General features: G+C 58.4%; 26 protein-coding genes, 1 pseudogene and 1 riboswitch. Of the genes and pseudogenes, 12 read left to right on the top strand and 15 right to left on the bottom strand.

Annotated features, from left to right (window positions below; genetic code table 11):
• A partial coding sequence (locus BLP23_RS28550; RefSeq protein ID WP_139187131.1) for an ABC transporter ATP-binding protein occupies positions 1-522 on the top strand: 522 nt, incomplete at its 5' end.
• 206 nt (positions 523-728) lie between these two features.
• Here BLP23_RS28550 and BLP23_RS28545 read toward each other — a convergent pair.
• Complete coding sequence (locus tag BLP23_RS28545; RefSeq protein ID WP_092588090.1) at positions 729-947, bottom strand: hypothetical protein; 219 nt, start codon at positions 945-947, stop codon at positions 729-731.
• Positions 948-1,075: 128 nt separating this feature from the next.
• Between BLP23_RS28545 and BLP23_RS28540 the strand changes: the two genes are divergently transcribed.
• Both BLP23_RS28540 and BLP23_RS28535 read left to right on the top strand, forming a co-directional pair.
• A complete protein-coding gene (locus tag BLP23_RS28540; RefSeq protein WP_092588089.1) occupies positions 1,076-1,699 on the top strand; it encodes a TetR/AcrR family transcriptional regulator in 624 nt (207 codons plus the stop codon).
• Between the two features lie 82 nt (positions 1,700-1,781).
• Entirely contained in the window at positions 1,782-1,970 is a 189-nt protein-coding gene (locus BLP23_RS28535; protein ID WP_092588088.1) for a hypothetical protein, read from the top strand.
• Here BLP23_RS28535 and BLP23_RS28530 read toward each other — a convergent pair.
• Entirely contained in the window at positions 1,967-2,404 is a 438-nt protein-coding gene (locus tag BLP23_RS28530) for a DUF1810 domain-containing protein (protein WP_092588087.1), read from the bottom strand. The two genes, BLP23_RS28535 and BLP23_RS28530, sit on opposite strands and share 4 nt — an antisense overlap.
• Before the next feature lie 72 nt (positions 2,405-2,476).
• Positions 2,477-2,791, bottom strand: a complete 315-nt coding sequence (locus BLP23_RS28525; RefSeq protein WP_233426847.1) for a hypothetical protein — start codon at positions 2,789-2,791, stop codon at positions 2,477-2,479.
• A gap of 226 nt (positions 2,792-3,017) precedes the next feature.
• On the opposite strand from BLP23_RS28525, the gene BLP23_RS28520 reads away from it, so the two are divergent.
• From BLP23_RS28520 to BLP23_RS28510, 3 genes are read left to right on the top strand one after another with little or no spacing between them, the layout of a single operon-like run.
• Positions 3,018-4,388: an amidase gene (locus tag BLP23_RS28520; RefSeq protein WP_092588086.1), complete on the top strand. Its 1,371-nt coding sequence runs from the start codon at positions 3,018-3,020 to the stop codon at positions 4,386-4,388.
• 46 nt (positions 4,389-4,434) lie between these two features.
• A complete protein-coding gene (locus BLP23_RS28515) occupies positions 4,435-5,319 on the top strand; it encodes a sugar phosphate isomerase/epimerase family protein (RefSeq protein ID WP_407691815.1) in 885 nt (294 codons plus the stop codon).
• Positions 5,316-6,116 carry an HpcH/HpaI aldolase family protein gene (locus BLP23_RS28510; protein ID WP_092588084.1) on the top strand — a complete coding sequence of 267 codons (801 nt, stop codon included), beginning with the start codon at positions 5,316-5,318 and terminating at the stop codon, positions 6,114-6,116. Before BLP23_RS28515 ends, BLP23_RS28510 begins: the two co-directional genes overlap by 4 nt.
• On the opposite strand, the gene BLP23_RS28505 is transcribed toward BLP23_RS28510, so the two are convergent.
• From BLP23_RS28505 to BLP23_RS28485, 5 genes are all read right to left on the bottom strand, one after another.
• On the bottom strand, positions 6,117-6,797 hold the full coding sequence (locus tag BLP23_RS28505; protein WP_092588083.1) for a spermidine synthase: 681 nt from the start codon (positions 6,795-6,797) through the stop codon (positions 6,117-6,119). It lies immediately after the preceding gene.
• A gap of 97 nt (positions 6,798-6,894) precedes the next feature.
• Positions 6,895-7,194, bottom strand: a complete 300-nt coding sequence (locus BLP23_RS28500; protein WP_092588104.1) for a hypothetical protein — start codon at positions 7,192-7,194, stop codon at positions 6,895-6,897.
• Positions 7,195-7,306: 112 nt separating this feature from the next.
• Positions 7,307-7,948 (bottom strand): ThuA domain-containing protein, encoded by a 642-nt coding sequence (locus BLP23_RS28495; protein ID WP_092588082.1) that lies wholly within the window; start codon positions 7,946-7,948, stop codon positions 7,307-7,309.
• Positions 7,949-7,966: 18 nt separating this feature from the next.
• Positions 7,967-9,067: a Gfo/Idh/MocA family protein gene (locus BLP23_RS28490; RefSeq protein WP_092588081.1), complete on the bottom strand. Its 1,101-nt coding sequence runs from the start codon at positions 9,065-9,067 to the stop codon at positions 7,967-7,969.
• A 34-nt stretch (positions 9,068-9,101) separates the two neighbouring features.
• Positions 9,102-10,301, bottom strand: coding sequence for an ROK family transcriptional regulator (locus BLP23_RS28485; RefSeq protein ID WP_092588080.1), 1,200 nt, complete (start codon positions 10,299-10,301; stop codon positions 9,102-9,104).
• Positions 10,302-10,508: 207 nt separating this feature from the next.
• Here BLP23_RS28485 and BLP23_RS28480 point away from each other — a divergent pair, with 207 nt between their 5' ends.
• The 3 genes from BLP23_RS28480 (at position 10,509) to BLP23_RS28470 (ending at position 13,673) form a co-directional block, all read left to right on the top strand.
• Positions 10,509-11,816, top strand: a complete 1,308-nt coding sequence (locus BLP23_RS28480) for an ABC transporter substrate-binding protein (protein WP_092588079.1) — start codon at positions 10,509-10,511, stop codon at positions 11,814-11,816.
• Positions 11,817-11,893: 77 nt separating this feature from the next.
• Positions 11,894-12,832, top strand: coding sequence for a carbohydrate ABC transporter permease (locus tag BLP23_RS28475; RefSeq protein WP_022717731.1), 939 nt, complete (start codon positions 11,894-11,896; stop codon positions 12,830-12,832).
• On the top strand, positions 12,825-13,673 hold the full coding sequence (locus BLP23_RS28470; protein ID WP_092588078.1) for a carbohydrate ABC transporter permease: 849 nt from the start codon (positions 12,825-12,827) through the stop codon (positions 13,671-13,673). The genes BLP23_RS28475 and BLP23_RS28470 overlap by 8 nt, the downstream gene beginning before the upstream one ends.
• A gap of 13 nt (positions 13,674-13,686) precedes the next feature.
• Here BLP23_RS28470 and thiD read toward each other — a convergent pair whose 3' ends face one another.
• From thiD to BLP23_RS28450, 4 genes and pseudogenes are all read right to left on the bottom strand, one after another.
• Positions 13,687-14,487, bottom strand: a complete 801-nt coding sequence (gene thiD / locus BLP23_RS28465) for a bifunctional hydroxymethylpyrimidine kinase/phosphomethylpyrimidine kinase (RefSeq protein ID WP_092588077.1) — start codon at positions 14,485-14,487, stop codon at positions 13,687-13,689.
• Positions 14,484-15,119, bottom strand: coding sequence for a thiamine phosphate synthase (gene thiE / locus BLP23_RS28460; RefSeq protein WP_092588076.1), 636 nt, complete (start codon positions 15,117-15,119; stop codon positions 14,484-14,486). Before thiE ends, thiD begins: the two co-directional genes overlap by 4 nt.
• Positions 15,116-15,909: pseudogene (gene thiM, locus BLP23_RS28455) on the bottom strand (hydroxyethylthiazole kinase). The gene thiE and the pseudogene thiM overlap by 4 nt, the downstream one beginning before the upstream one ends.
• Positions 15,910-15,956: 47 nt before the next feature.
• Positions 15,957-16,053, bottom strand: a riboswitch (TPP riboswitch).
• A gap of 235 nt (positions 16,054-16,288) precedes the next feature.
• Positions 16,289-16,909, bottom strand: coding sequence for an FkbM family methyltransferase (locus BLP23_RS28450; RefSeq protein ID WP_167364019.1), 621 nt, complete (start codon positions 16,907-16,909; stop codon positions 16,289-16,291).
• 226 nt (positions 16,910-17,135) lie between these two features.
• On the opposite strand from BLP23_RS28450, the gene BLP23_RS28445 reads away from it, so the two are divergent.
• Positions 17,136-18,464, top strand: coding sequence for an O-antigen ligase family protein (locus BLP23_RS28445; RefSeq protein ID WP_139187130.1), 1,329 nt, complete (start codon positions 17,136-17,138; stop codon positions 18,462-18,464).
• Here the strand turns inward: BLP23_RS28445 and BLP23_RS28440 are convergent, their stop codons facing one another.
• The 3 genes from BLP23_RS28440 to BLP23_RS28430 all read right to left on the bottom strand — a co-directional run bounded on the left by BLP23_RS28440 (position 18,465) and on the right by BLP23_RS28430 (position 21,144).
• Positions 18,465-19,187: an HAD family hydrolase gene (locus BLP23_RS28440; protein ID WP_167364018.1), complete on the bottom strand. Its 723-nt coding sequence runs from the start codon at positions 19,185-19,187 to the stop codon at positions 18,465-18,467. It abuts the gene before it with no gap.
• A complete protein-coding gene (locus BLP23_RS28435; RefSeq protein WP_092588072.1) occupies positions 19,180-20,160 on the bottom strand; it encodes an ATP-grasp domain-containing protein in 981 nt (326 codons plus the stop codon). Before BLP23_RS28435 ends, BLP23_RS28440 begins: the two co-directional genes overlap by 8 nt.
• Positions 20,161-20,223: 63 nt before the next feature.
• Positions 20,224-21,144: a methionyl-tRNA formyltransferase gene (locus BLP23_RS28430; protein WP_092588071.1), complete on the bottom strand. Its 921-nt coding sequence runs from the start codon at positions 21,142-21,144 to the stop codon at positions 20,224-20,226.
• 147 nt (positions 21,145-21,291) lie between these two features.
• On the opposite strand from BLP23_RS28430, the gene BLP23_RS28425 reads away from it, so the two are divergent.
• Positions 21,292-22,425 carry a glycosyltransferase gene (locus BLP23_RS28425; RefSeq protein WP_233426845.1) on the top strand — a complete coding sequence of 378 codons (1,134 nt, stop codon included), beginning with the start codon at positions 21,292-21,294 and terminating at the stop codon, positions 22,423-22,425.
• 237 nt (positions 22,426-22,662) lie between these two features.
• On the top strand, positions 22,663-23,214 hold the full coding sequence (locus BLP23_RS28420; RefSeq protein ID WP_407691817.1) for a sugar transferase: 552 nt from the start codon (positions 22,663-22,665) through the stop codon (positions 23,212-23,214).
• The last annotated feature ends 45 nt before the right edge of the window (positions 23,215-23,259 follow it).

The raw sequence follows: 23,259 nt of genomic DNA, 5'->3' as shown, positions 1-23,259 counted from the left end.
AAGGCTGCCGACCTTCTGGAAAAGGTCGGCCTTTCAGCCGATATGGCGTCGCGCTTTCCGCACGAGTTCTCCGGTGGTCAGCGTCAGCGCATCTGCATTGCCCGGGCGCTGGCGCTCGATCCGAAGGTGATCGTCGCCGATGAAAGCGTCTCGGCGCTCGACGTCTCGATCAAGGCGCAGGTCATCAATCTGATGCTGGACCTGCAGCAGAGCCTCAACCTCGCCTTCCTGTTCATCTCGCATGACATGGCCGTCGTCGAACGCGTCAGCCACCGTGTTGCGGTCATGTATCTCGGTGAGATCGTCGAGATCGGCCCGCGTGCTGCCATCTTCGCCAACCCGCAGCACCCTTATACGAAGACGCTGATGGCCGCCGTTCCCGTCCCCGATCCGGATCGCCGGCGCGTGAGACGCGGGCTGTCGACGGAGGAGCTAAAAAGTCCGGTCCGAGCAGTGGACTACAAGGTCGTGCCGCTTGAGTACCATACGGTTTCGCCGGGGCACCTGGTGGCGGTCAGCTAAATCAGCTCTGTCCGGATCCCCAAAATGTCTCCAGCTTCCGCCATTCCACGATCAAGGGTAAGGACCGTGGCGTGGCGATAAGTGGCGATCCAGAGCGGCTCCCGAACGGAGATTGACCCGCCGGTCGTCGGGCGCAAATACAGCGAAAGCCGCCGTTGGGGGAAGACGGCAGCTCTCGCACGGGGCAGGGAAGGTCCCCGGGGAAGTCAGCAGAGGCAGGAAACCGTCGTCGGGTTCACGCCGGCGCGATTGGCGATCGCGTTGATGAAGCCACCCACCTTGGAGGCATTCGGTTCGCGTTTGCGGGCTGCCGTTTCCAGGAGTTGCTTGAAATCGTCAAGCTTCACGCCATCGGCGCGCATCACCATGGCGATCAGCGGGTCGCGAAGGGCTTCGGATATCGTGAGGTCACTGGTCTTTCTCATGGTTCGTCCTCCTTTCGTGGGCGGTCGCCCGTGTTCCGCTGACGCCGCCAGCCCTCTCGGCATTGACTTGTACGATCAGCGGTGTTACCGGTAAGTAACAATGCATTTGTTACCGATCGGTCACATCTATGTCAAGGACTATGTCCGTAAAAAAATCCGAAACTTCGCATGAAATCCCAAACGTGCTGACAAACGAGAAAATCCCACCGAGGGAACGCATCGTCTCGACGGCTTCTGAGCTTTTCCGCGAACATGGCATCCGCGGCATTGGCGTCGATGCGATTGCAGATGCGGCGCTCACCAACAAGATGACGCTCTACCGGCATTTTGGCTCGAAGGACGAGCTCGTCTGCGAGACGCTGCGTCGCGCCTCCGAAAAGGCCGAAGCGATCTGGCGTGATCTCGAGGCGACGCATCCGGGCAACCCCCGGGCGCAGCTCGACGCGTGGGTTCAGGGGCGGGCCGAGTGTCTGAACGGAGAACCGGCCGGCTGCGATCTTGCCAATGCGGCGATCGAACTCAAGGGTGAGGGACACCCTGCCCACGAGGTGATCGAGCGCCATAAGGCCGAGCAGCGTCGATGCCTTGAAGAGCTCTGTTCCGCCGCCGGGGCTCGGGAGCCTCAACTTCTTGCTGACACGCTGACACTTCTTTTGGAAGGCGCACGCGTGACCCGGCAGGCGATGGGCAGCGACGGTTGCTGCAGCCACTTCTCAAAAGCCTGCAGTGCGGCAATTGCATCGCTCTGCTAAGCCTTGGGTTGTATCGGAACCTTCCATCTTCGAGATCGTTTTCCGACTTGATGAGGAAGGCAATTTCGGAGGTGGTAGAGATATGAACTACACCTATCTCCATCGTCTGTATGCCAAGCGCGCCGAACTGGAATCCAAACTCGAGCTTCACGACGCGCGCAATTGTTTTGGCGAGGAAGAACTTGAAGATGGCACGCGGTCCGATCTGCGCGAGCGCCTCAATGAAATCTCCGACGAGATTGCGGCGCTGGAACAGTCCCCCGGCCGCTAAGTCGTGGCATTGAGGATTTCTATCGTCCGCTCGTCGAATGTTCCGCCGTAGAACCGATCGATTGCTTCATGAAATAGCGAACCTTGATCACTGACCGCTGCAAAAAGCGTCAGTGAAGAGCGAAATTTGAGATCATCCGGGGACCCGAGAATCTCGTGCGCCGTGCATCCCTTGACCGAGAGGATCGCTTGGACGCAGCGAAGCAGTCGGTCGCCCAAAATGGGGTTGCTCAAATAGGCGGCAGCTTCTTCTGCTGAGCGGATCGCATATTTTTCGGCCATGGCCGACGAGCCTAGACCGGCAATCTGCGGGAAGATGAACCACATCCAGTGCGTGCGTTTGCGCCCCGCGCTAAGTTCCTTCAGAGCCTGTTCATACATCCCGCTCTGTGCATCGATAAAGCGCCCGAGATTGTAATCGACGTGACCGGCCATGGCTTCTTCTCCTTCTGGTGCGACGCAACGAAGGCAGCAGACTTCCATGCAGTGGGCCGTAGCGATCCGAAGTCAACACCTCTTCTCTGCGAAAGGGCTGTATTCCCGGCAAGAATCCAGGGTGCCAGGAGATGATGCGAGTGGCGCAGGCGCAGCAATAGCACCGGTCACCTCAGGCGATACCGAAGAATTAAGGTGCCCAGTCAGTCCGGCAATACCCAGAAGGACCAAGGCGCCGACCACAAGCAGCCGCTCACCTAAAGAGAGCTTCTGCGCGTTGAGGTGTTCCACATAATCGCGCTCACCTTCGCTGGTGGCTTGTGCGTTTGTTGGGTGATGTGCCACCATATCGTTGTGGCGCGGGTTCAAAATATCGTGATGCGTCATTTTAATTGCTCCTGCGGCACAGCGGGACCGGGTGATCAAAATATGATGCCCGGTGGGAGCCCGCGTGTCGGGTGCATGTGGTCCTGCATGGGGCAGAGTTGAAGAGCCGATCTGCAAACTCAGTGTTCAGAAAATCAGACCAATCGCGGAGGCCACGGTAAACAGGCTGGTCCGCAGCGCCGATCCGCGATAGGTCAAGGGAAACGATGACTTTACGGATTCTCCCATGACCAAGCCATTCGGCGCGATGACTGTCGCGCAACTGTCGGTCCTCATTCAGAGCGGCGCTGCTGATCCGGTCGAGGTCGTGCGGTCGATCTTCGAGAGCATCGAAGGCCATCCCGACAAGGCAGTCTTCACGGTGCTTCTAAAGGAACGGGCCATTGACGAGGCCAAAGCTTCCTCAATGCGCATCCGTAGGGGCCGCTCGCTGGGCGCGCTCGATGGTATCCCGATCGCATGGAAGGATCTCTTCGACATCGAGGGCCTTGCAACGACAGCCGGGTCGAAAGGGTTGGCAAGCACTGGGCCGGCGGCAAGCGATGCAGCGATCGTTATGGCGCTTAACCGGGCCGGAATGATTGCGGTGGGACGAACGAATATGAGTGAATTCGCCTTTTCAGGGCTCGGCATCAATCCGCATTACGGCACGCCGCATAACGCTCACAGCATCGATGTGCCGCGTATCCCGGGTGGTTCTTCTTCAGGGGCAGCTGTGGCTGTCGGCGCCGGCCTCGTACCGGTCGCGATGGGAACCGATACGGGCGGGTCAGTCCGTATCCCGGCCGCGCTCAACGGCCTCGTGGGCTATAAGGGAACGCGCGGCCGATATTCCATGGATGGCGTCTTTCCCCTGGCAACGAGCCTGGATTCGCTTGGTCCACTGTGCCGAACAGTCAAGGATGCCGTGTGGATCGATGCTGCGATGCGCGGCCTGACCTCATCCGAGGTGCGTGCCCGTCCGCTGAAGGGCATTGAGATTGCCATCCCCACAAATGTGGTCTTCGACGGCGTCGAGCCGGGCGTTGCGGCTGCCTTCGACGCAGCGGTGGAACGGCTGGAGAGGACCGGGGCCATCATCAGCCGCATGGCGGTGCCCGCTTTCGACCAAATCTTGACCTCGATGACCCGCTACGGTGCCCTGGTGAGCGCCGAAGCTTTCGCGCTGCATCGCGAGCGCCTGGCCGGACCGGAGGCTGCGGGCATGGATCATCGCGTTGTGATGCGCATGCGTCTCGGCGAAAAGACAGGAATGGCGGACTATATTGCAATCCTCAAGCTTCGTGAGCGGCTCATCGCCGAATGCAGGCGGCTGATCGGCGACCGGCTGCTTGCATTCCCCTCCGTCGCCCATGTGGCGCCGCCGATCGCGCCTCTGGAGATGGATGACGACCTTTTCTTTGCGACGAATGCCAAGACACTGCGAAACACGGCGCTCGGTAATTTTCTCGATTGGTGCGGTGTGTCGATCCCGTGTGGCGCCGGCGATGCCGGGATGCCGGTTGGCTTCCTGTTGTCGGCGCCGGCCAATGGCGACGAAGTGCTGCTTGGTGCCGCACTTTCTGCGGAAGCCGTCATTCGCGGCGATTTCGTTTGAAGGGCCAAGCCTTTAATGCCTAGGATGGGAATAAACGAGGAGGGCGATGATGGCGCAGGCTTTGCCGAACGGCCGTATTGCAGTTTCCACTTGGTCGTTGCATCGCCTCCTTGGGCCGGTTTATCCCTATAGTCCTGATCAGGACAGAAGTGCGGCGCGCAAGGAACCTTACGGCCCGGGTGTGGCCTCTTTGATCGAGTTGCCGCAGCAGCTTGCCGGCCATGGCATTCACCGGCTTGAGGTCTGCTCCTTTCACTTGCCGAGCCTTGAGGCAGGTTATCTCGCCGACCTCGGCGGTGCGATGAAGGCTTCGGGCGTGCTTTTTCAGACCCTCCTGCTTGAGGATGGCGACCCGGCTCACGCCGATCATGCCGAACGCGACGCAGCGTGGATGGCCGGCTGGATCGAAAGGGCGGCCGTGGCGGGAGCGCAGAACTTGCGCGTAATTGCGGGCAAGCAGCCGCCAACCGCGGAAAATCTGAGCCGGGCTTTGAAGCATCTGAGGCAACTGGCGAAGGAAGCCGATGGAAGCGGGGTGCGCATCGTCGTCGAAAACTGGTTCGACCTTCTGCCTTCGCCTCGGCAGGTGAACTGGCTGCTGGACGGGCTTGAGGGCAAGGTCGGCCTCAATGGCGATCTCGGCAACTGGACTGCGCCCGAAAAATACGCAGACCTTGCCGATATCATGGGCCGCGCGGAGCTTTGTCATGCGAAGGCGCACTACGATGCCTCCGGTCTGGATGCTGCCGACTACCTCATGTGCCTGGAGGCTTGCGGCGCTGCGGGTTACGTCGGACCGTTCACGCTGATTTACGATTCGCCGTTTTTCGAAGACGAGTGGGATGGAATCTCGTTGCAGAAAACATTCATCGAGGAATTTCAAGATCAGCAAACACGCGCTCTTTTGAGCGGTGAATGGAGAACGACATGACGGAGACACCGGCAATCGACAGTTTCGCGGAGAAGATCAGGACAGACGGGCATGCCGGCCTGGTTTCGGCCTGGATCGGTATACCCGAACCGATAGTCGTCCATCATCTGGCGCAGGAGGATTTCGATTCCGTCGTGCTCGATATGCAGCACGGCATGTGGGATATGGCTTCAGCCTCGAATGCCGTTACCCAATGCCGTTCTGCGGGAAAACCGGCAATCGCACGCATCCCGGTTGGCGATTTCGCTTCGGCCTCACGGCTGCTCGATGCTGGTTGCACAGGCATCATCGCGCCGATGGTTAATTCGGTCGCCGATGCGCAGGCGTTTGTGCGGTTTGCGAAGTATCCGCCGCTTGGCGAGCGAAGCTGGGGACCGACGTTGGCGCTCAACCACATGAAGCTCTCCGCAGATGAATACCTGCGCACCGCCAACCGGCTGACGCTGACGATTGCGATGGTGGAGACGCGGGCCGCACTTGATGCCATCGATGGCATCCTTTGTGTCGAAGGCATCGACGGCGTCTTCGTCGGTCCCTCCGATTTGTCGATTGCCCTTTCAAACGGTGCAAGGCTCGCGCCGGACACCGACGAGATCGACAAGGAACTGGCGCACATTGTCGCGCGGTGCCGAGCACACAAGAAATTCACCTGCGCATTCGGCAGCAATGGCAAGCGTGCTGGAGAGCTGTTGAAGCTCGGTTGCGATCTTGTTGTCGCGAGCGCCGATACCACGCAACTGCGCGCTGGCGCTGCCAGGGCGATCAACGAGGCCCGAACGTTTGCTGCGGGCCACTAGCTAGGCAGACGACTTGACAGCGAGCCAGATCACGTGGCGCGCCCCGCCGCGCTTGCCGTTAGCGCGTATGTTGAGCGCGTCCACCGAAAAGCCGCTGTCGCGCAGCTTGCGGCTGAAGCTCGGATTGGGGCCGGAAGACCAGACGGCAAGAACGCCGCCAGAGCGCAGCGCTTCGCGGGACGCTCGCAGACCGTTGAAATCATAAAGCCGATCATTGGATTTGCGGGTCAACCCGTCCGGCCCATTGTCGACATCGAGCAGGATTGCGTCGAAGCCCGCTTTGACTGAGCCGATCGCTTCACTGACGTCGCCTTGATGGATTGAGACGCGCGGATCCTCGAGGCATCCCTTAAAAACCTCCGCCATGGGCCCGCGCGCCCAGGCGACCACGGCCGGAACCAGTTCAGCGACAACCACTTCGGCCTCCGCGGGTAGGACCGCGAGCGCTGCGCGCAAGGTGAAACCCATGCCGAGGCCGCCGATGAGGACCTTCGGGCGTCTGTGGCCCTTGATGCGATCCCAGGCAAGCGTTGCAAGCGCTTCCTCGGATCCGCTGAGACGGCTGTTCATCAGTTCGTTCGAGCCGAGCATGATCGAGAATTCGCTGCCACGCCGCTTCAGGCGCAATTGTCCGCCGTCCCCGGGGATGATCGTGGAGTCGAGCTGTATCCAAGGTAGCATTGCGGCAAGGCCTCACGGAAATTCGTCGTCTCCCCTAACACGAAATGCATGCCGGCGAGATAGAAATTGACGTGGCGGCTTGCTGCGCCCGCTGCCCCTATCGCGGGCACGCCTGACCGTAGCGGCTTGTCTTGGCCGCAACGCCGCGTTTCGGCGGTGGGCAGCGCCGGACATCGGTCGGGCCGGTGTTGCGCGGTATAACGACATCGACACTGCCGGTTTCTACCGGATCAAGCGGAATGACGAGACCATTCGTCGTTGGGCTATCCGGCGAGGTTCCGAGAGGAGGAGTGCCATCAAAGCGCCCGGTATAGTCCGTGCCCATATTGGATTGCGCCAACACGGGACCGGCTATGCCGAGAAAGACAATCGAAGTCACCGCGATAATCGTGCGCATGATCAAAATCCTTTCGAGCTGATCAACGCGGCAACAACGGCAAAGGCGGCCATTTGTTCCGGACCGTTCCGATCACATCGCAGAGAGCGCTACGCCTTGCAGGCCAGCGGGTTTAACGCGCTGCCCAGCTGGCGCCGCGCCGGAAGATAGACTTCATCTGCGGCACGCCGAATTCTTTGGCCTGATGGCCGAGCGAGGAGTAGAAGACGCGGCCTTTTCCGTATTTCCGCTTCCAGACGACCGGCATTACCACGCCGTCAATCCAGTAGGCATGATCACCTGTGAACATCGTCGTTGCCAGCACCTCGTTCGAGGGATCGACATGCATGTAATATTGCTCCGACGTATAGGGAAAATCGCTGATCCCTTCCATAACCGGGTCGTCCGGCCGCGCAATGTTCACCGTGTAGTCGATGATGTTGCCCGGATGGGCGACCCATTGCCCGCCGATGATGAACTGATATTCGACGCACTCGCGAAAGCTGTCGCCCGCGCCGCCGTGATAGCCGGCGATGCCGACGCCGTTTTCGATCGCAGCAGCGAGATTCTTGATCTCTTCCTTTTCGATCTTCGACATGGTGACGATCGGCACGACGAGGCTCAGATCATGCACCGACGGATCGGCGAAGGCTTCCGTGCTGTGCTCGACATAGACCTTGAAGCCGTCCTCCTGAAGCATGTCCTTGATGATGGCCGCGCATTCCTGTGGTTCGTGGCCGCTCCAGCCGCCCCAGACGATCAGTGCTTCGCGCATGTTCTTTCCTCCTGAATATTACTTGCCCAACCGTCCATTGATAAGGGAATCCGACAGCGGCGCCGGGCGCTCCGTCTCTGTGGTAATCGTGACCGTTCGGCCGGTTTCGGAGGCCGCGTGAAACGCCTCCATGACTTCGAGAACGTGCAGCGCGAGGCTTCCGCTTGCCCGGTGCGGGCGATTGGAACGGATGGCGTGTGCAAGATCGGCAACGCCGAGCGAGCGATAGTTGCCGTCTGCATAGGGGCCCGTCAGTTCCTGCGGTTCGAAGCTTCCGCCTTTTTTCAGAAGCTGGACCTCGCCGCCGAAATGGTTTGGGTCGGGAACGATCAGCGTGCCCTCCGTGCCATAGAGTTCAAGCGGCACATGCTTGTGCCCGGCGACGTCGAAACTCATGCCAATCTGAACCACCGCCCCGTTGGCAAAGGCCATCATGCCGACGACATGGGTTGGCACGTGCACTGGGATGTGCTCGCCGCTATGCGGCTGGCTGGTGATGATACGCTCCTTGCGCGGCGCAATCGCAAAGCCCGCGACCTGCGCCACCGGTCCGAAGAGATTGACGAGATCGGTGATGTAGTAAGGTCCCATGTCGAGCATCGGCCCGCCGCCGACCTCGTAGTAGAAGGCCGGGTTCGGATGCCATCGTTCGTGGCCGGGACACATGAAGGTGGCCGTACCGCCGACCGGCTGGCCGATCACGCCCTTGTCGATCAAGGCACGCGCCGTCTGATGCCCGCCGCCGAGAAAGGTATCGGGTGCCGCGCCAATGCGGAGTCTTTTCGCCTTCGCGGCTTCAGCAAGCTTTTTTCCTTCCGCGAAATTAATTCCGAGGGGCTTTTCCGAATACGTGTGTTTTCCTGCTTCAAGTGCCTGCAGGCCGACCGCCACATGCGCTTTCGGTATCGTCAGGTTGACGACGACTTCGACCTTTGGATCGGCAAAGAGCTCGTCGACATTTTTTGCTGGGACGTTGAATTCGGCGGCTTTGGCCTCTGCCAGGGATCGGTTGAGATCGGCGACGCCGCGGATATCGAGGATCGGGAACGAGGCCATGGCCTTGAGATATGCGCCCGAAATATTGCCGCATCCGATGATGCCGATGCCGACCGTGTCCATGACTTCCTCCCAATCGATTTTACAGTTACAGCGTTTAGAGTGCCGGCCCCGTCGTATTCCAAGGCGACTCGTAGAGCTCGTAAAGGGCAACGGCTGCCGCACCTTGCGCCCAGAAATCGTCTGTGGAGTCGTCGAAGACGAGTTCGGTGACGCCTTTTAAGGATGGCGGGATCGCAAGTGCATAGGCATCGCGCAGGCTGTCCAGAAACGGCTCGCCGAGGGCCAGGCTGGAGCCGACGAGGATCACACGCGGCGGGGCAAAGAGCGTGACGATGTTGGCAATCGTCAGCCCGACGGCCTCGCCGGCGCGGACGGCGGCGCCGATGAGGACATTGTCCTCCGCCTTGATCAGCGCCTGAGCGTGGGCCATGCCGCGGCCGAGACGGATTGCTTCCGCAAAACGCCCGTCGGCCTGGTTCTCGCCAAGGATTGCGCTTTCGCCAGCCTGGCTCGACAACCGCACCGTGCCCTGCGACCCCGTGCCAAGCACGAGATCGCCGAGATTGTGGCTGAGACCGCCGGCACCGCGGAAGAGTTGATTGCCATGCAGCACGCCAAGCCCGAGCGTCTGTTCCAGGGAGATCAACACCATATCCTCAAGATCGCGCGCCTTGCCGAACCAGTGATGGGCAAGCGTGATTGCATGCGCATCGCTCTCGATGATGGTCGTCGTCCCAAGCCGCGCAGTCATCTCCGAGGCGAAATCGACGTTCGTATCCCGAAAGACGGGGCTGCTGCGAACATGGCCGGTGCGATGCTCGATAACGCCCGGTAGGCCAAGGCAAACGGAATCGACATCTTCCAGCGACAAGCCGGCATCCACGACGCAGCGGCGTACGCCATCCTCCACCAGGTCGGCGATGACCGTAATCGGCTGCCGGTCGATGCGGATCGGCAAGGTGAGTTTCGAAAGCACGTCCCCGCGGAAATCGGTGAGGACGAAAACGAGCCGGCTTGCCGCAATCTTTGCACCGACGACGCGCGCGGCATCCGGGTTCAATTCCAGCATCACACGGGGACGGCCGCGGGCCGCCTCGTTGCGGATGTCGCCTTCGTGACGTGGCAGAATGAGCCCGTCATCGAGAAGCGAGGCGGTAATTGCCGATACCGTCGTGGTCGAAAGTTCGGTGCGTTCGCTGATCTCCACACGTGCGATCGGCCCGTGGCGGCGGATCGTGTCCAGCACGTTCAAGCGATTGATCGCGCGCATTAACTCAGGATCTGCGGTCTTCATGAAAACTGGCCGGTCAATCGCTTTGCTTCAGGGCACAGCCCCGATTAATTTCGACGGATTGCAAATTAAATAACAGGCAGTTTGCAGAAGCTGTCAAGCAGATTTGGCAAAAAATCGCCCCATCGGGTTGACATCGGTCGGGGCTGCGTTGAATTATTCCGCATAGGGGAAAAATTACTGAGGACATTGGCCCCCTGGGAGGAATCCATGACGTATATTCGCACGAATGCCGCTCTTGGCGGCAAGCGCATCGCATTTCTGGCCGCTGCCGCAGGCATTTCCGTAATGCTCGGAGCCTCTGCAGCGTCGGCAGCAACGGTCGTAAAGTGGCTGCACCTGGAGCTCGATCCGACTTATGTGGCCAAGTGGGAGGAGGTTGCCAAGGCTTATGAAGAAAAGCACCCGGATGTCGACATACAGATGCAGTTTCTCGAAAACGAGGCCTTCAAGGCAAAACTGCCAACGCTTCTCCAGTCCGACGATATACCGGACTTCTTTTTCAGCTGGGGCGGGGGCGTCCTCAAGCAACAATCTGAGACCGGCGCGCTTCAGGATGTGACAGCCGCGCTCGATGCGGACGGCGGCAAGCTGCGCAAAGCCTATAGCGCCGCCTCTGTCAGTGGTCTGACCTTTGACGGCAAGGTCTGGGCAATGCCATACAAGGTCGGTCTCGTCAGCTTCTTCTACAATAAGGAGCTCTTTGCAAAGGCAGGCGTGAAGGCCGCGGACATCAAGACCTGGGCAAACTTTCTCGACGCCGTGAAAAAGCTCAAGGACGCCGGCATCGTGCCGATCGCAGGTGGCGGCGGCGAAAAGTGGCCGATCCACTTCTATTGGAGCTATCTCGTCATGCGCGAAGGCGGAGAAAAGGTCTTCGACGCTGCCAAGAAGGGCGAGGGCGAGGGCTTCCTCGATCCGGCGATCGTCAAGGCCGGCGAGGATCTTGCCGAACTCGGGAAGCTTGAACCCTTCCAGCCTGGCTATCTGGGCGCGACCTGGCCGCAAACGCTCGGCGTCTTCGGCGACGGTAAGGCCGCTATGATCCTCGGTTTTGAGAATACCGAAGCCAATCAGCGTAAGAATGCCGGTGACGGCAAGGGACTTTCGCCGGAAAACATCGGTCGCTTTAATTTCCCGGCCATAGAAGGCGGCGCCGGCAAGGTAACCGATACGCTGGGTGGTCTGAACGGCTGGGCGGTGACCAAGAAGGCTTCCAAGGAAGCAATCGATTTTCTCGCCTTCCTGACGAACGCAGAAAACGAAAGATCCATGGCCAAGGCCGCGATGCTTCTGCCGGTGGCCGTCGGCGCCGATGATGGTGTGACCAATTCGCTTCTGGCTCAATCCGCCAAAGAACTCGCCGCCTCGACCTGGCACCAGAACTATTTCGATCAGGATCTCGGCGCTGCCGTTGGCCGTGTCGTCAATGACGTCTCGGTTGAAATCGTCTCCGGCCAGATGAATTCGCAGGACGGCGCCCAACAGATCCAGGACGCCTTCGAACTGGAGCAATAACCCGCTCCGCTTCCTTTGTCCCGGCGCCTTCTCAACAGGTGCCGGGATCGGACCGGGCGAATGCGAAGGCAATACAGATGGCAAATATTTCCATTTCACCGGCGATCGGTGCGGCAAGGCCGGCGAGGAGCGCGACGAGAAACCGCAGTTCGGCTGCCCATGACCGTTGGGCCGTACTTCTGCTCTTTCTGCCACCGGCTCTGCTGCTCTTTACGCTTTTCGTCATCATGCCGATGGGCGAGGCGGCCTGGTACAGCCTCTACAAGTGGAACGGCTACGGCATGCCGACGGAGTTCATCGCGCTCCGCAACTTCCAGGTCCTCTTGCGCAACACCGCCTTCACACAGGCGCTTGTTAATAATGGCCTCATTATCTTGATATCCATCGCCATCCAGGTTCCGCTGGCAATCTGGCTGTCGACGATGCTGGCCCACCGTATCCCTGGCGTCGTCGCCTTCCGCTTGATCTTCTTTTTGCCCTACGTTCTTGCCGATGTCGCAGCTGGCCTGATCTGGCGCTTCGTCTATGACGGCGACTACGGGCTCTTTGCCGCAATCTCGAACTTCTTCGGTCTCGCAACGCCCTATGTGCTCGCCGACAAGGATCTCGCCATCTACGCCGTGCTTGCCGTTGTTGTGTGGAAGTATTTCGGCTTTCACATGATGCTCTTCATCGCCGGCTTGCAATCGGTCGACAAAAATGTGCTCGAAGCAGCTGAGATCGACGGGGCGACAGGCTGGCAGAAGTTCCGCTACGTGACGCTGCCGCTGCTTGGATCCACGCTGCGCCTTTCCATCTTCTTTGCGGTCATCGGTTCGCTGCAGCTCTTCGACATGATTATGCCGCTGACGGGCGGCGGGCCATCGAATTCGACGCAGACGATGGTGACCTTCCTTTACACCTACGGCGTCATGCGCATGCAGGTTGGTCTCGGCAGCGCCGTCGGCGTCGTCCTCTTCATCATCTGCATGACACTCGCCTTCGGCTACAAAAGGATCTTCATGCGCAATGATTGATACGAGCTCCACCATTCGCATGCCGCTGCAGACGCGGATTTATCTCTACGTGTCGCTGACGCTGATCGCGGCGCTGGTTCTCGTCCCCTTGCTGACGACGGCGCTCGGCGGTTTCAAGACGCTGGGCGACCTGCGCACCAATCCCTTTGGGCTCCCTGCAGAGTGGCAATGGGCGAATTATACCGATATCCTCTTCGGGGAGCGATACTGGCTGCAGATCTTCAATTCGCTGGTCATTGCAGCGCTCACGGTCTCTCTTACGCTGATCGTCTCGTCGATGGCCGCCTTCACCTTTGCGCATGTCCGCTTCTTCGGCTCGTCGTTCCTGCTGAACTATTTCCTGCTGGGCCTGATGTTTCCAGCGGCAACGGCGATCCTGCCGCTTTTCATCCGCATCCGCGACCTGGGCCTTCTCGATACCTATTGGGGCGTGGTGTTGCCGCAGGTCGCATTCGGCCTCGGCATGAGCATCCTGCTTTTCAGGAATTACTTCCGAAACCTCCCGGAAGAATTGTTCCAGGCGGCCTTTGTCGATGGTTGCGGCTATCTGCGCTTCTTCTGGTACATCTCGCTACCGCTTGCGCGGCCGATCGTTGCGACCGTCAGCATCATCTCCTTCGTTGGCAGCTGGAACAGTTATATCCTGCCGCTGATCATGCTGAATTCGGAATCGAAATATCCGTGGCCGCTCGGCATCATGGTCTATCGTGGCGAGTATGGCACCGAATGGCAGCTGGTGCTCGCCTTCATCACGCTTACCATCCTGCCGACGGTGATCGTGTTCTTCGTTGCCCAAAAGCATATCATCGCCGGTCTCACCGCTGGCGCCGTGAAGACCTAAGCAGCTCGGTGCATCACGTCCAGAGCTGATGAAAATGCTGAACCGGACCGTGGCCCGAACCGACGCTGAGCGTGCCGGATTTGGCAACGGCGGCAGCCAGGTAATCTTTGGCTGCAGCGACCGCGGCTTCGAGCGATCCGCCCTTTGCGAGCTCTGCTGCAAGCGCGCTCGAAAGCGTGCAGCCGGTGCCGTGCGTGTTCTTCGTCGGAACGCGCGGCGCTTCAAACCAGGTAGAGCCGCTTTCGCTTACCAGGACGTCAGGGCTTTCCATTCCGCCAAGATGGCCGCCCTTTACGAGAACGGCAGACGGACCAAGCGCACGCAGCTTTTCCGCTTGCCACTCCATAGCATCTCGGGTCCCTGCGACCGGCTCTTGGAGCAGGGCGGCGGCTTCTGGAAGATTGGGGGTAAGAAGCGTTGCGAGCGGCAAAAGCCGGGTCTTGAGAAAGTCGATGGCTTCAACATCCAGGAGGGACGCACCTCCTTTGGCAATCATCACCGGATCGAGCACGATCGGTATGCCGCGGTGCGGCAAAAGCGCATTGGCGACCGCTTCGGCAATCGGTGCATTTGCGATCATGCCGATCTTCACCGCATCGACACGGATATCGGCGAAGACCATGCCGATCTGCTCGGCGACGAAGTCGGCTGGAACTGCATGCACGCTGGAAACGCCCTGGGTATTCTGAGCCGTCAAGGCTGTCAAAACGGCCATGCCATAGGTGCCGCGCGCCGAACAGGTTTTCAAATCGGCCTGGACGCCCGCGCCGCCCGAAGGATCGGAGCCGGCAATGGAAAGAACGTTGTATATCATGCGCGTGCCTTTCGGATTGCGTCAGTAATGCTCGCGGCAGCCTGCCGCGGATCCGGCCTGCCACAGATAGCAGATACGACTGCGAGCCCCTTTGCCCCTGCCGCAAGCACGTCTGCCGCATGGTACGCCTTGAGGCCGCCGATCGCGACCGCTGGTACGCGGCAGGCCGCCGCGAGCCTTGCCACGCCATCGATGCCGATCGGAGGCTTGTGATCCGGTTTTGTCGATGTGGCAAAGACAGGACCGATACCGGCATAGTCGACGATTGCCGGGTCGATGGCCGCTGCCAGTTCCTCGGTTTCCACCGAAAGTCCGAGGATCATCGATGATCCGATCTGCTTGCGCGCGTCGCCGGCGGCCATGTCATTTTGGCCGACATGCAACCCATCCGCGTCGATCGCAATTGCAGCCTCGGCGTCGTCGTTGACGATCAGGAGGGCACCGGTTTCGGCAAGCGCCGCTTTCAACGCCCGGCCGGTTTTGATCAGGCTTGCCGTGCCTGCCTGTTTATCCCGGAGCTGTATGATCGTTGCTCCCCCGGAAGCCGCCGCGAGCGCCGTGTTAACCACGCCGGTTCCGGCGCACAGGCCCGGGTCGAGGACAAGGTAAAGGGAAAGATCGAAATGCTTCATATCGATGCTACTCTCGCTGCTGCATCGAGTGTGGTTCCATCGAGCTGCGCAAGCGCGTCAAGAAAGCGCCATGAAAAGGAACCGGGCCCGTCTGCAAGCTGAGCGGCCTTTTCTCCTGCCACCGCAAAACTTGCAAGCGCCGCGACAGTGGCATTGAAAGGATCGTCGGGGGCTGTCGCGGCAAAGGCACCGACAAGGCATGTCAATGCGCAGCCGAGCGCCGTCACCTTGGGCATCAGCGGCGATCCTCCCGCAATGCGCACGGCCTTTGCGCCATCGGAGACGAAATCGACTGCACCGGTGACTGCGACGACAGCGCCGTATCGGATGGCAAGGCTATGCGCCGCCTCTTCCGCTTCCTCGACTAGGTCGCCGCTGTCGACACCTTGGCCACGGCTCTCGACCCCTCCTAACGCCAGAATTTCCGATGCGTTGCCGCGAATGATCGTCGGGTTAAGATCGATGAGACGCGCCACGGTCTCGCGGCGGAAACCGGTCGCATAATGGGCAACCGGATCGAGAACCCACGGCTTGCGGTTTTTCGCAGCCGACCTTGCCGCATTCTGCATGCCGTTCACCCAGTTCGAAGAGAGCGTGCCGATATTGATCGTCAGCGCGCCGGCAATTGCGACAAACTCGCCGGCCTCTTCTTCGGCATGCAGCATCGCGGGCGAAGCGCCTGCGGCAAGCAGGACATTGGCATAGCGACGTAGTTGGTGATGCAATGCACGAGCGGCGGCGTCGCGCGCATGGCCGTGAAAAGTTGTCCGGGTGAATTTCGCATCGGCATTTGCCCCTTTCCGGCGGGCAAATGCGCGGGGAGCGGGACTTGATAAGCCAAGGCTCCGAGCGACTCCCTCCGCCAGCATTATCCGGTTCAGGTTCGAAGGGTACTTCTCGGCCCGTCTTGCAACGAACGCCCCTGTCTCTCATCGCGGTCTTCATTGCAGACAAATCTCTGTCTGTCACCCCCAAAAAAAGGCATGGCTGTATTGCCTGAAGTCAGATCCCGATACCAATATCTGCCCTTTGAGAGCCTGATGGCAGAAAGGCGGGAATAAAGACGTTTTCATGCCGCACTTTTATCGAACTATGGCGGCTCCTTCTTCGGCAAGCGGCGGAGTTTGCGAGCCTTCGATGGCGGCGATGAAAAGAACGAGCCCGGACGCTCAATGCTCCGATATTTGTTGGGACGCTTCAACGCGTTCAGCTGGAATGCACACCCACTCGGGGCGACTGCGATCATGTATTGCGTAATCGTTGTCGTTAAATATTCTGGCTACGTCGTCAAAATTCTCGGTAACTTCCACCACTATAAGCGGCCTTATATTCGCTAGACAGCGCGAACTGCCGAGAAGCACACGGTGTTCGGCGCCCTCCACATCGATCTTCAGCAGCGCCGGACGAAGGCCCGTCTCTTCCAAGAATGTGTCAAGCTGCATCATCTTGACCGTGACGGATTCCATGAGCGCATCGCTAAATGCATTTTCTCGGTTTTGTTCAAAATTTTTATAGTTTTTGTCCAATGAATTGTTCTGCCCCGATAGGCCTTCTATCCAAAATTCCACAGGCCCATCGATATCGCCACAGGCGGCCTCAACGATTCTAATATTCGCAAAGCGCTCTGTATTGGTTCGAAGATACGGCAAATTGTTGGGCCCAGGTTCGAAAACGATTACAGTACCGTCATCGCCAACAATCTTTGCTAAATGAACCGAAAGATAACCGATATGGCCGCCGAGCTCGACGACGGTATCTCCCGGCTTTGCAAGCTCGGCGAGCGTCTTCATGATATGCGTCTCGCGGTGCTTCCCTTTGAACCAATATCCCCGATGCTTATACAGGTTTAATCTTAAAGGCGCATCGCGCCACCAATGATGTCGCACGACGATATCGCGCGTTCCCCAAGTGCGAAGGACATGTAGTGCAACTCGCCGCAGAGGGCGGTATCTCGCCAGACTTCGCAGCGGCATCGTACGGTCTCCGATCCCAATGATTTGAAGGAAAGCTCTCCGCTTGGAAGTTACTTCACTTTTTTGCGTTTTAGAATACCTTAAACCAACGGAGGCGTTGGCGATGAGCTTAGATGACGTTACATCGGCTAATAAAATCGATGAACGTGCAAGGGGGCATGAGCAACCTGCGGTCGCGACAATTTCGAGATCCTTGGAATTGTATGCCTTTTTTGCTGCTATATTTCTCTGCTCGATGAATTATTTCAGAAGTGACTATATTTATTTCACACTTGCAGATCTGTCTTTCCTTCTTTGCTTTTTTCTTGCCGTTGCCAACGCGAATATCGTTGTCAATGTCATTGGCAAGCTGAGCACGGCCGCCTGGTGTTTTGGGCTTGCCTTGCTGCTTTTGGGGTTGACTGCAAGCAGCATCGTAAGCCCAGGGCCGGAACGCGGACTCGTGGTCGTCCTGCAGTATTTCTACGCGTATTTCATTGTGCTGCTTTTGTTTGGTGGAAGGAGCTACGAAGAGCTCTTAGCAGCCGCAAAGATTTATGTCTTTTCGATACTTGCAATTTGTATCCACGGCATTTACCTCATTCATGTTATTGGAGAAACAAATACGCAGTTCGTCACCGGGAGCGGACGCTTTAACGGATTGATGGAAAGAGAAAATGCGTGCGCCGCCGTCATAGCGCTCGCAATTCAAGTCCTGCTTCTGCTCGTTTCCTTAAGAAAATTAAATTGGTTTCTCGCGATTTGCGCGTTTATCGTCATGACCTACGGCCTTCTCCTGACTGGCTCTAATACCGGGCTTATTGGCTGTGGGATCGGCATTGCAATCTTTCTCTTGTTCAATCTTACGTGGAGAACGGTTGTGCCTGCCACCGCTCTCTGCCTCTGCATTCCACTTGTCGCGATGACACCGTTGCGCGACTATCTGCCGGACGTTTTCCAAAAACGCGTGCTTACCGCTGTCGATACAGGAGACATCAGCCAGGCGGGAACGTTTGGTCGTCGCTTTGACCTCATACAGGAGGCGGCCGGTCAAACGGGCTCCACGCTGTTGCTCGGGATTGGAGCGGATCAGTACAGAGTAAGCAGCGCTATACAGAAGCCCGTACACAATATTTACTTGCTTCTTTGGACGGAGGGGGGCTTCATCGCGGCCCTTGGCTTTGCCGCCATGGTGATCAGCCTCTTGGGGCCGGCGCTTGCGGCTAGTCGCATCAAAAACGGCCTTCCGTTCGCGATCTGCATCTTTGCGACCGTTGCGGCGTTTTTGGCTATGGGCAACGCGATGACTCATATGTATGGACGTTTTTGGCCGGTTCCGCTGCTCATTCCTGCCGTGCTAGGGCAGGCCTTTGTGAAACGATCGCAAGCGTAGTCACTTAGGAGGGGTCGTGAGTGCAAATTGTGACGTGCGGAGCGTCGCGAGGCACGCGTCGAGATCAAGAAGACTAGTTATCACCGCATCGGGTCCATGGTCAGGCTCGGTGGCGTATGCCATGTGGATGCGGCCGATCCGTGCAATCTGGATCGTCCTCCATCCCAGACGCCGCGGAGCGATAAAATCTTTGGCGGGATTGTCAGCTACGTAAACCAGCTCCGCGCACGGCACGCCTGACCATTCTTGGATAGCCTCGAACGCCCGCGGATGCGGTTTCCAAAACTTTGGGCCCCAGACATCTGTATAAATGATGTGGTCTAGGATTTCCTCAAGGCCCAGCGCCTTGACCTTTGCCATTTGTGTTGCTGCGTAACCGTCGGTTATGAGGGCCAAGCGCGCCTTCCTGGCAGGATTACAAAGATATTCCAGCGCATCGGGGGCCAACGCTATGCGCGGATGATGTTGCCGGTAAACGTCAATCAGCTTTGCAGTCAACGTCCGGTCGCCGGCCATGCCTGCAGCGGCGAGCGCTTCATCGAACACGCGTGAACGTCTGCCGGTAGCGAAGATCGCCTGGCAATGATCGGCGAAATTCGCAACACCCATTTCTCGATGCAGCCAGGCGGACGCGGCCTCGAAGCCACTCTTGGCAAAGTCGCTTTCGAGATAGAGTGTGTCATCCAGATCGAAGACCAGAACACCACCTTGTCGTTCACTCATCTTCACCATCCACGAAGATCGCTTCGTCGTAGCGCAGCATCAACACGCCCGAATGCCAGTTGTCATGGCAGCTTGCAGGTAAGCCTGAGACTTCCTCGAGCAGCCATTTTGCAAATTGCGCGCCCGCATGGTCGGCCAGAGGATAGCCTCCTCCGAACCGTGCGTTGATCTCGATCACCTTGGGGCCGGCTGCGCCGTCATCCATAATCTGAAAGCAGAATGCACCCCTGATGCCCGGCAGCGCGGCGACGATATCATGCGCGATGCGGGAATGTTGCGGCCGGCGCTCGGTAATGCCTTTTTCGACCTCGCCGGCCCTGACACGAACGCGACGATGTGTAATGGCTGTCTGCAGTCTACCCCCCGCGTCGACAAAACCGTTGACCGTGTATTCCGCGCCGGTCAGATGTTCTTGCACAATCATCGGTTCGCTGACCTTGGCGGGCAGCTCATCTCTCGAACCTGCAACGCTAATCGCGCGGCTGGCGCTTCCAGACCGCGGCTTGACAAAGACCGGCCAAGACCATTCGCTGGTCGAGGCGAACTCCTCAAGCGCGATGGTGCGCGGGACGGGGACTCCCGCCGCCGCAAGCACAGCCATCGTTACAAGCTTGTCGCGAACGATGTCGACCACCGCTGGTTGGCTGACATGAACGCGACAGCCAAGTGCCGCAAAATCGTCCATCGCCCCTGCGAGAGCCGCAAGTTCGGGATCGATCGTCGGAACGATCAGATCGATTTTTTCACGCGATGCAATTTCTTGCAGCGCTGAAACGAAGCCCGGATCGTCACAGGCTGGGACAGCATAGCTCGCATCGGCGGATCGGCAGGCAGGGCTCATTCCTGGATCGAGATCACATGCCACCACCGCCAGGGATATGCCGATCTCTTTCGCTGCCCTGCGAAAGCAGTCGATGAGGGCGACCCGTCGACCGGCGGATGAAACTAGGATCTTGATCGCTGCTGCCGTCATCCCGTATCCTTTTAGATGTCCGAAGCTGCGACGGCTTTTCAGACTGAATGATGCTTATTTCGGCTAAGCCTCGAGCGAGGTCCCGGACCGCAAGTGGCTATGCATCCGCGGCCGCGATGTTTCGGGGCGCCAAGCGCTGACATCAACACAATTGCCGTCGCCACACATAACGAGAAAACCGGTGGCGCTGACCGTTTGAATTTGTCCGGGAAGGCCTATGTAGCGATCCGGATTGGGGAATAGCTCGGCTGCATCGATATATATCCTCTCGTTTCCAGCATGGGTAAATGCGCCGGGGTAGGGGTCTCCGACCGCACGTATGAAGCGCGTGATGTCAGCGGCCGGCAGGCCCCAGTCGATCAAGCCGTCTTCGGGCCGGCGCCTCGCGCAATAGGAGGCCTTCTCGTCATCCTGGGGGATCCTAGGCGGGTTGCCGGACTCGACCATCCTGACGGCCCGGGGGACCATTTCTCGAATATTCAGCAGGTGCTTTTCGTATAGACTGCGGGCCGTCTCATTATCGGCTACGTCAAAGACGCGCTGAAGCAGGATCGGTCCGGAATCGACGCCGTCATCCAGCCAGAAAAGTGTCGATCCCGTCGTCTGTTCGGAGCGAAGAATGGTCCAAGGTATTACGCCCCGTCCCCTTAGCCGTGGAAGAGCGGCGGGATGAAAGCCAATCGTGCCGATGCTTGCAAGCTCGCGGAATGGGCGTCCGCATATTTGGGACCATCCGACGACAAGGGTCACATCCGGACCGATACTGGCAATCTTCGCCAGGGTCTCGGTAGAGTTCACATTCGTCGTATGAAAAATGGAAATGCCGCTCTCGCGGCCCATCGAACTGAGATCGGCAAAATCCGAGTGACGATCAGCAGCGGCTGGCGGCAGGGTTATGACAAGCGCTGGCGGTCGCTCAGAGGATACGAGCGCTGCAAGGGCGACTTTTGAACCTTCCACTGCTCCGACGAGAACGATCCGCATTCTGGGGCCCACGACAGCGAGTCATGTTGTATTCAAGCAAGGCTTGCCTTCACGGGAGGCTCTTTAGAGGGTATAAAAACACGAGCGCGCAATTCCTGTCCAGAGGCCTTGCGGGCTCTGTCGTCTTGCCACGCGCTGAGGGGCACTATGGCCAAGGCAGATGTCATGCATATCATTACCAATTTCACAGCAAATGCCGGCGCTGAGACAATGCTGGCACGGCTGCTGCATGCCTCGGTCGACCAGCGTATAGTGGTCGTTTCGCTCATGGGTATTTCGGAGCGAAATCTCAAAATTTCGAGCAATCCCCGTGTCGAGTATGTATCGCTCGAAACCACAAAATTGACGTCTCTCGCACACGCCTCGCTGAAACTTGCCAAACTCATCAGGCAGGAGAGGCCACCCGTCGTAGTGTGTTGGATGTATCATGCGATGATTGTTGGCACGGTCGCGGCCTTGCTGGCACATAGGAGCACTCCAGTGATCTGGAACGTCCGTCAGTCGTTGGATGATTGGACGTCTTTCACCCGGAGTTCGCGTGCCGCTGTGACTGTGGCGAAGTGGCTATCCTGGCATCCGGAGGGTTTCGTCTTCAATTCAGCGAGGGCGCTCAAAATGCATGCGGCGGCTGGTTATCGAACGCACAATGCCGTGGTCATACCGAACGGCTTTGAACTGCCGCAATCCGTGACCCCTCAGCCTCGATCGGCCAAGCGGATCGGCATTGCAGCGCGCTTCCATCCACAGAAGGATTATCCGACCTTCTTCAGGGCCGCGGCTCGCCTTCTTCAAACACATCAGGGACTGACATTCGTGGCTGCGGGAAGTGGCCTGTCCTGGAGCAATCCAGCCGTCTCACAGATGATCTTGTCCGCAGGCTTAACGCGAGAAAATGTCCAACTCTTGGGCGAAGTCGATGACATGGCTGCTTTCTATCGGTCGATCGACATTCTCGCTCTCTCTTCGAGAACAGAGGGCTTTCCGAACGTCCTGGCGGAGGCGATGAGCTATGCGCTACCTGTTGTCACGACTGATGTTGGTGACGCTGCAAGTATCATCGGCGACGGCGGCCTGGCAGTCCCCTCCCAGGATCCGGAGGCGCTGGCCGCGGCGCTACGAACTCTTCTTGACGGTGGAACTGCTCGATATGCTGAATATGCGGCGGCGGCACGACGGCGTATCGAAGAAGAGTACGACCTGGGCATAATAGTGCGGAAATACGACTATTTTCTGAACCAATGCAAGGCAGCAGTTGAAAGAGAAAATAACATCGCTCTGTAAAACTGCATAATCATTACGGGCTAATGCCGATTGCCTTCGTTCTTTTATTGGCAAGCTTACTATTTTTAAGCAATATTTGTCGGGCGCCTTTCAATGCTCCAGGCAAGTCCGGTGTTGGATATGAGCTGGAGCCTCAGGTATTACGGATTCGACGCTTCGAGGTGGCTGGCGATGTTGAAACGGCTGTTCGATGTGATGTTTTCCGTTACCGCAGGACTATTGGCACTGCCAGTCCTCATCATCTTGGCTATTGCCGTAAGGATCGTTCTCGGTTCACCTATCATGTTCAGTCAGGAGAGAGCTGGCAAAGCGCGTCGACCATTCAGGATGAAGAAGTTCCGGTCAATGACCACCGATGTGGATGCTGACGGGAAGCTCTTGAGCGACGACGAACGCACTTCAAAATTCGGCGGGCTTTTGCGACGTTCCCGGCTGGATGAACTGCCCGAATTGTGGAGTATCGTCATTGGCGACATGAGCGTCATAGGACCAAGACCGATACTCTTGGACAAAATACATGCCCTTGGCGAGCGCGGGATCTTGCGGTGTTCAGTGAGGCCCGGACTAACCGGCTGGGCACAGATAAATGGGAACACCAAGCTCACTGACGATGAAAAGGTTGATCTCGATATCTGGTACATCGAGAACCGCACATGCCTAATGGATGCCGAGATAATCGCTAAGACCGTTTTGGTTATGATTTTCGGCGAGAGACGGAACGAGAAACGTCTTGCCGCGGCCGTTGTTGCTGCGAGTAGTCGCAATACGCTCGGTAAGGGACCAGAGTAAAGCTCGTTTGAAAATCGACGAGGGACGCCCGTCAAATTGCCGAGA

Source organism: Rhizobium mongolense subsp. loessense, from assembly GCF_900099775.1.
GTDB lineage: Bacteria > Pseudomonadota > Alphaproteobacteria > Rhizobiales > Rhizobiaceae > Rhizobium > Rhizobium loessense.
The sequence above is the reverse complement of the archived record's forward strand: the minus strand, read 5'-3'. Positions and strand labels throughout refer to the sequence as shown.

What these genes read in the sequence shown, in the direction of transcription:
- BLP23_RS28505 (WP_092588083.1), bottom strand. Translation starts at nt 6,797, where the DNA reads ATGCTACCTTGGATACAGCTCGACTCCACGATCATCCCCGGGGACGGC.
- BLP23_RS28500 (WP_092588104.1), bottom strand. Translation starts at nt 7,194, where the DNA reads ATGCGCACGATTATCGCGGTGACTTCGATTGTCTTTCTCGGCATAGCC.
- BLP23_RS28490 (WP_092588081.1), bottom strand. Translation starts at nt 9,067, where the DNA reads ATGGACACGGTCGGCATCGGCATCATCGGATGCGGCAATATTTCGGGC.
- BLP23_RS28525 (WP_233426847.1), bottom strand. Translation starts at nt 2,791, where the DNA reads ATGACGCATCACGATATTTTGAACCCGCGCCACAACGATATGGTGGCA.
- BLP23_RS28545 (WP_092588090.1), bottom strand. Translation starts at nt 947, where the DNA reads ATGAGAAAGACCAGTGACCTCACGATATCCGAAGCCCTTCGCGACCCG.
- BLP23_RS28535 (WP_092588088.1), top strand. Translation starts at nt 1,782, where the DNA reads ATGAACTACACCTATCTCCATCGTCTGTATGCCAAGCGCGCCGAACTG.
- BLP23_RS28515 (WP_407691815.1), top strand. Translation starts at nt 4,435, where the DNA reads ATGATGGCGCAGGCTTTGCCGAACGGCCGTATTGCAGTTTCCACTTGG.
- BLP23_RS28470 (WP_092588078.1), top strand. Translation starts at nt 12,825, where the DNA reads ATGATTGATACGAGCTCCACCATTCGCATGCCGCTGCAGACGCGGATT.
- BLP23_RS28440 (WP_167364018.1), bottom strand. Translation starts at nt 19,187, where the DNA reads ATGAGTGAACGACAAGGTGGTGTTCTGGTCTTCGATCTGGATGACACA.
- BLP23_RS28520 (WP_092588086.1), top strand. Translation starts at nt 3,018, where the DNA reads ATGACCAAGCCATTCGGCGCGATGACTGTCGCGCAACTGTCGGTCCTC.
- BLP23_RS28485 (WP_092588080.1), bottom strand. Translation starts at nt 10,301, where the DNA reads ATGAAGACCGCAGATCCTGAGTTAATGCGCGCGATCAATCGCTTGAAC.
- BLP23_RS28450 (WP_167364019.1), bottom strand. Translation starts at nt 16,909, where the DNA reads ATGAAGACGCTCGCCGAGCTTGCAAAGCCGGGAGATACCGTCGTCGAG.
- thiD (WP_092588077.1), bottom strand. Translation starts at nt 14,487, where the DNA reads ATGATATACAACGTTCTTTCCATTGCCGGCTCCGATCCTTCGGGCGGC.
- BLP23_RS28435 (WP_092588072.1), bottom strand. Translation starts at nt 20,160, where the DNA reads ATGACGGCAGCAGCGATCAAGATCCTAGTTTCATCCGCCGGTCGACGG.
- BLP23_RS28425 (WP_233426845.1), top strand. Translation starts at nt 21,292, where the DNA reads ATGGCCAAGGCAGATGTCATGCATATCATTACCAATTTCACAGCAAAT.
- BLP23_RS28495 (WP_092588082.1), bottom strand. Translation starts at nt 7,948, where the DNA reads ATGCGCGAAGCACTGATCGTCTGGGGCGGCTGGAGCGGCCACGAACCA.
- BLP23_RS28510 (WP_092588084.1), top strand. Translation starts at nt 5,316, where the DNA reads ATGACGGAGACACCGGCAATCGACAGTTTCGCGGAGAAGATCAGGACA.
- thiE (WP_092588076.1), bottom strand. Translation starts at nt 15,119, where the DNA reads ATGAAGCATTTCGATCTTTCCCTTTACCTTGTCCTCGACCCGGGCCTG.
- BLP23_RS28530 (WP_092588087.1), bottom strand. Translation starts at nt 2,404, where the DNA reads ATGGCCGGTCACGTCGATTACAATCTCGGGCGCTTTATCGATGCACAG.
- BLP23_RS28540 (WP_092588089.1), top strand. Translation starts at nt 1,076, where the DNA reads ATGTCAAGGACTATGTCCGTAAAAAAATCCGAAACTTCGCATGAAATC.
- BLP23_RS28430 (WP_092588071.1), bottom strand. Translation starts at nt 21,144, where the DNA reads ATGCGGATCGTTCTCGTCGGAGCAGTGGAAGGTTCAAAAGTCGCCCTT.
- BLP23_RS28475 (WP_022717731.1), top strand. Translation starts at nt 11,894, where the DNA reads ATGGCAAATATTTCCATTTCACCGGCGATCGGTGCGGCAAGGCCGGCG.
- BLP23_RS28480 (WP_092588079.1), top strand. Translation starts at nt 10,509, where the DNA reads ATGACGTATATTCGCACGAATGCCGCTCTTGGCGGCAAGCGCATCGCA.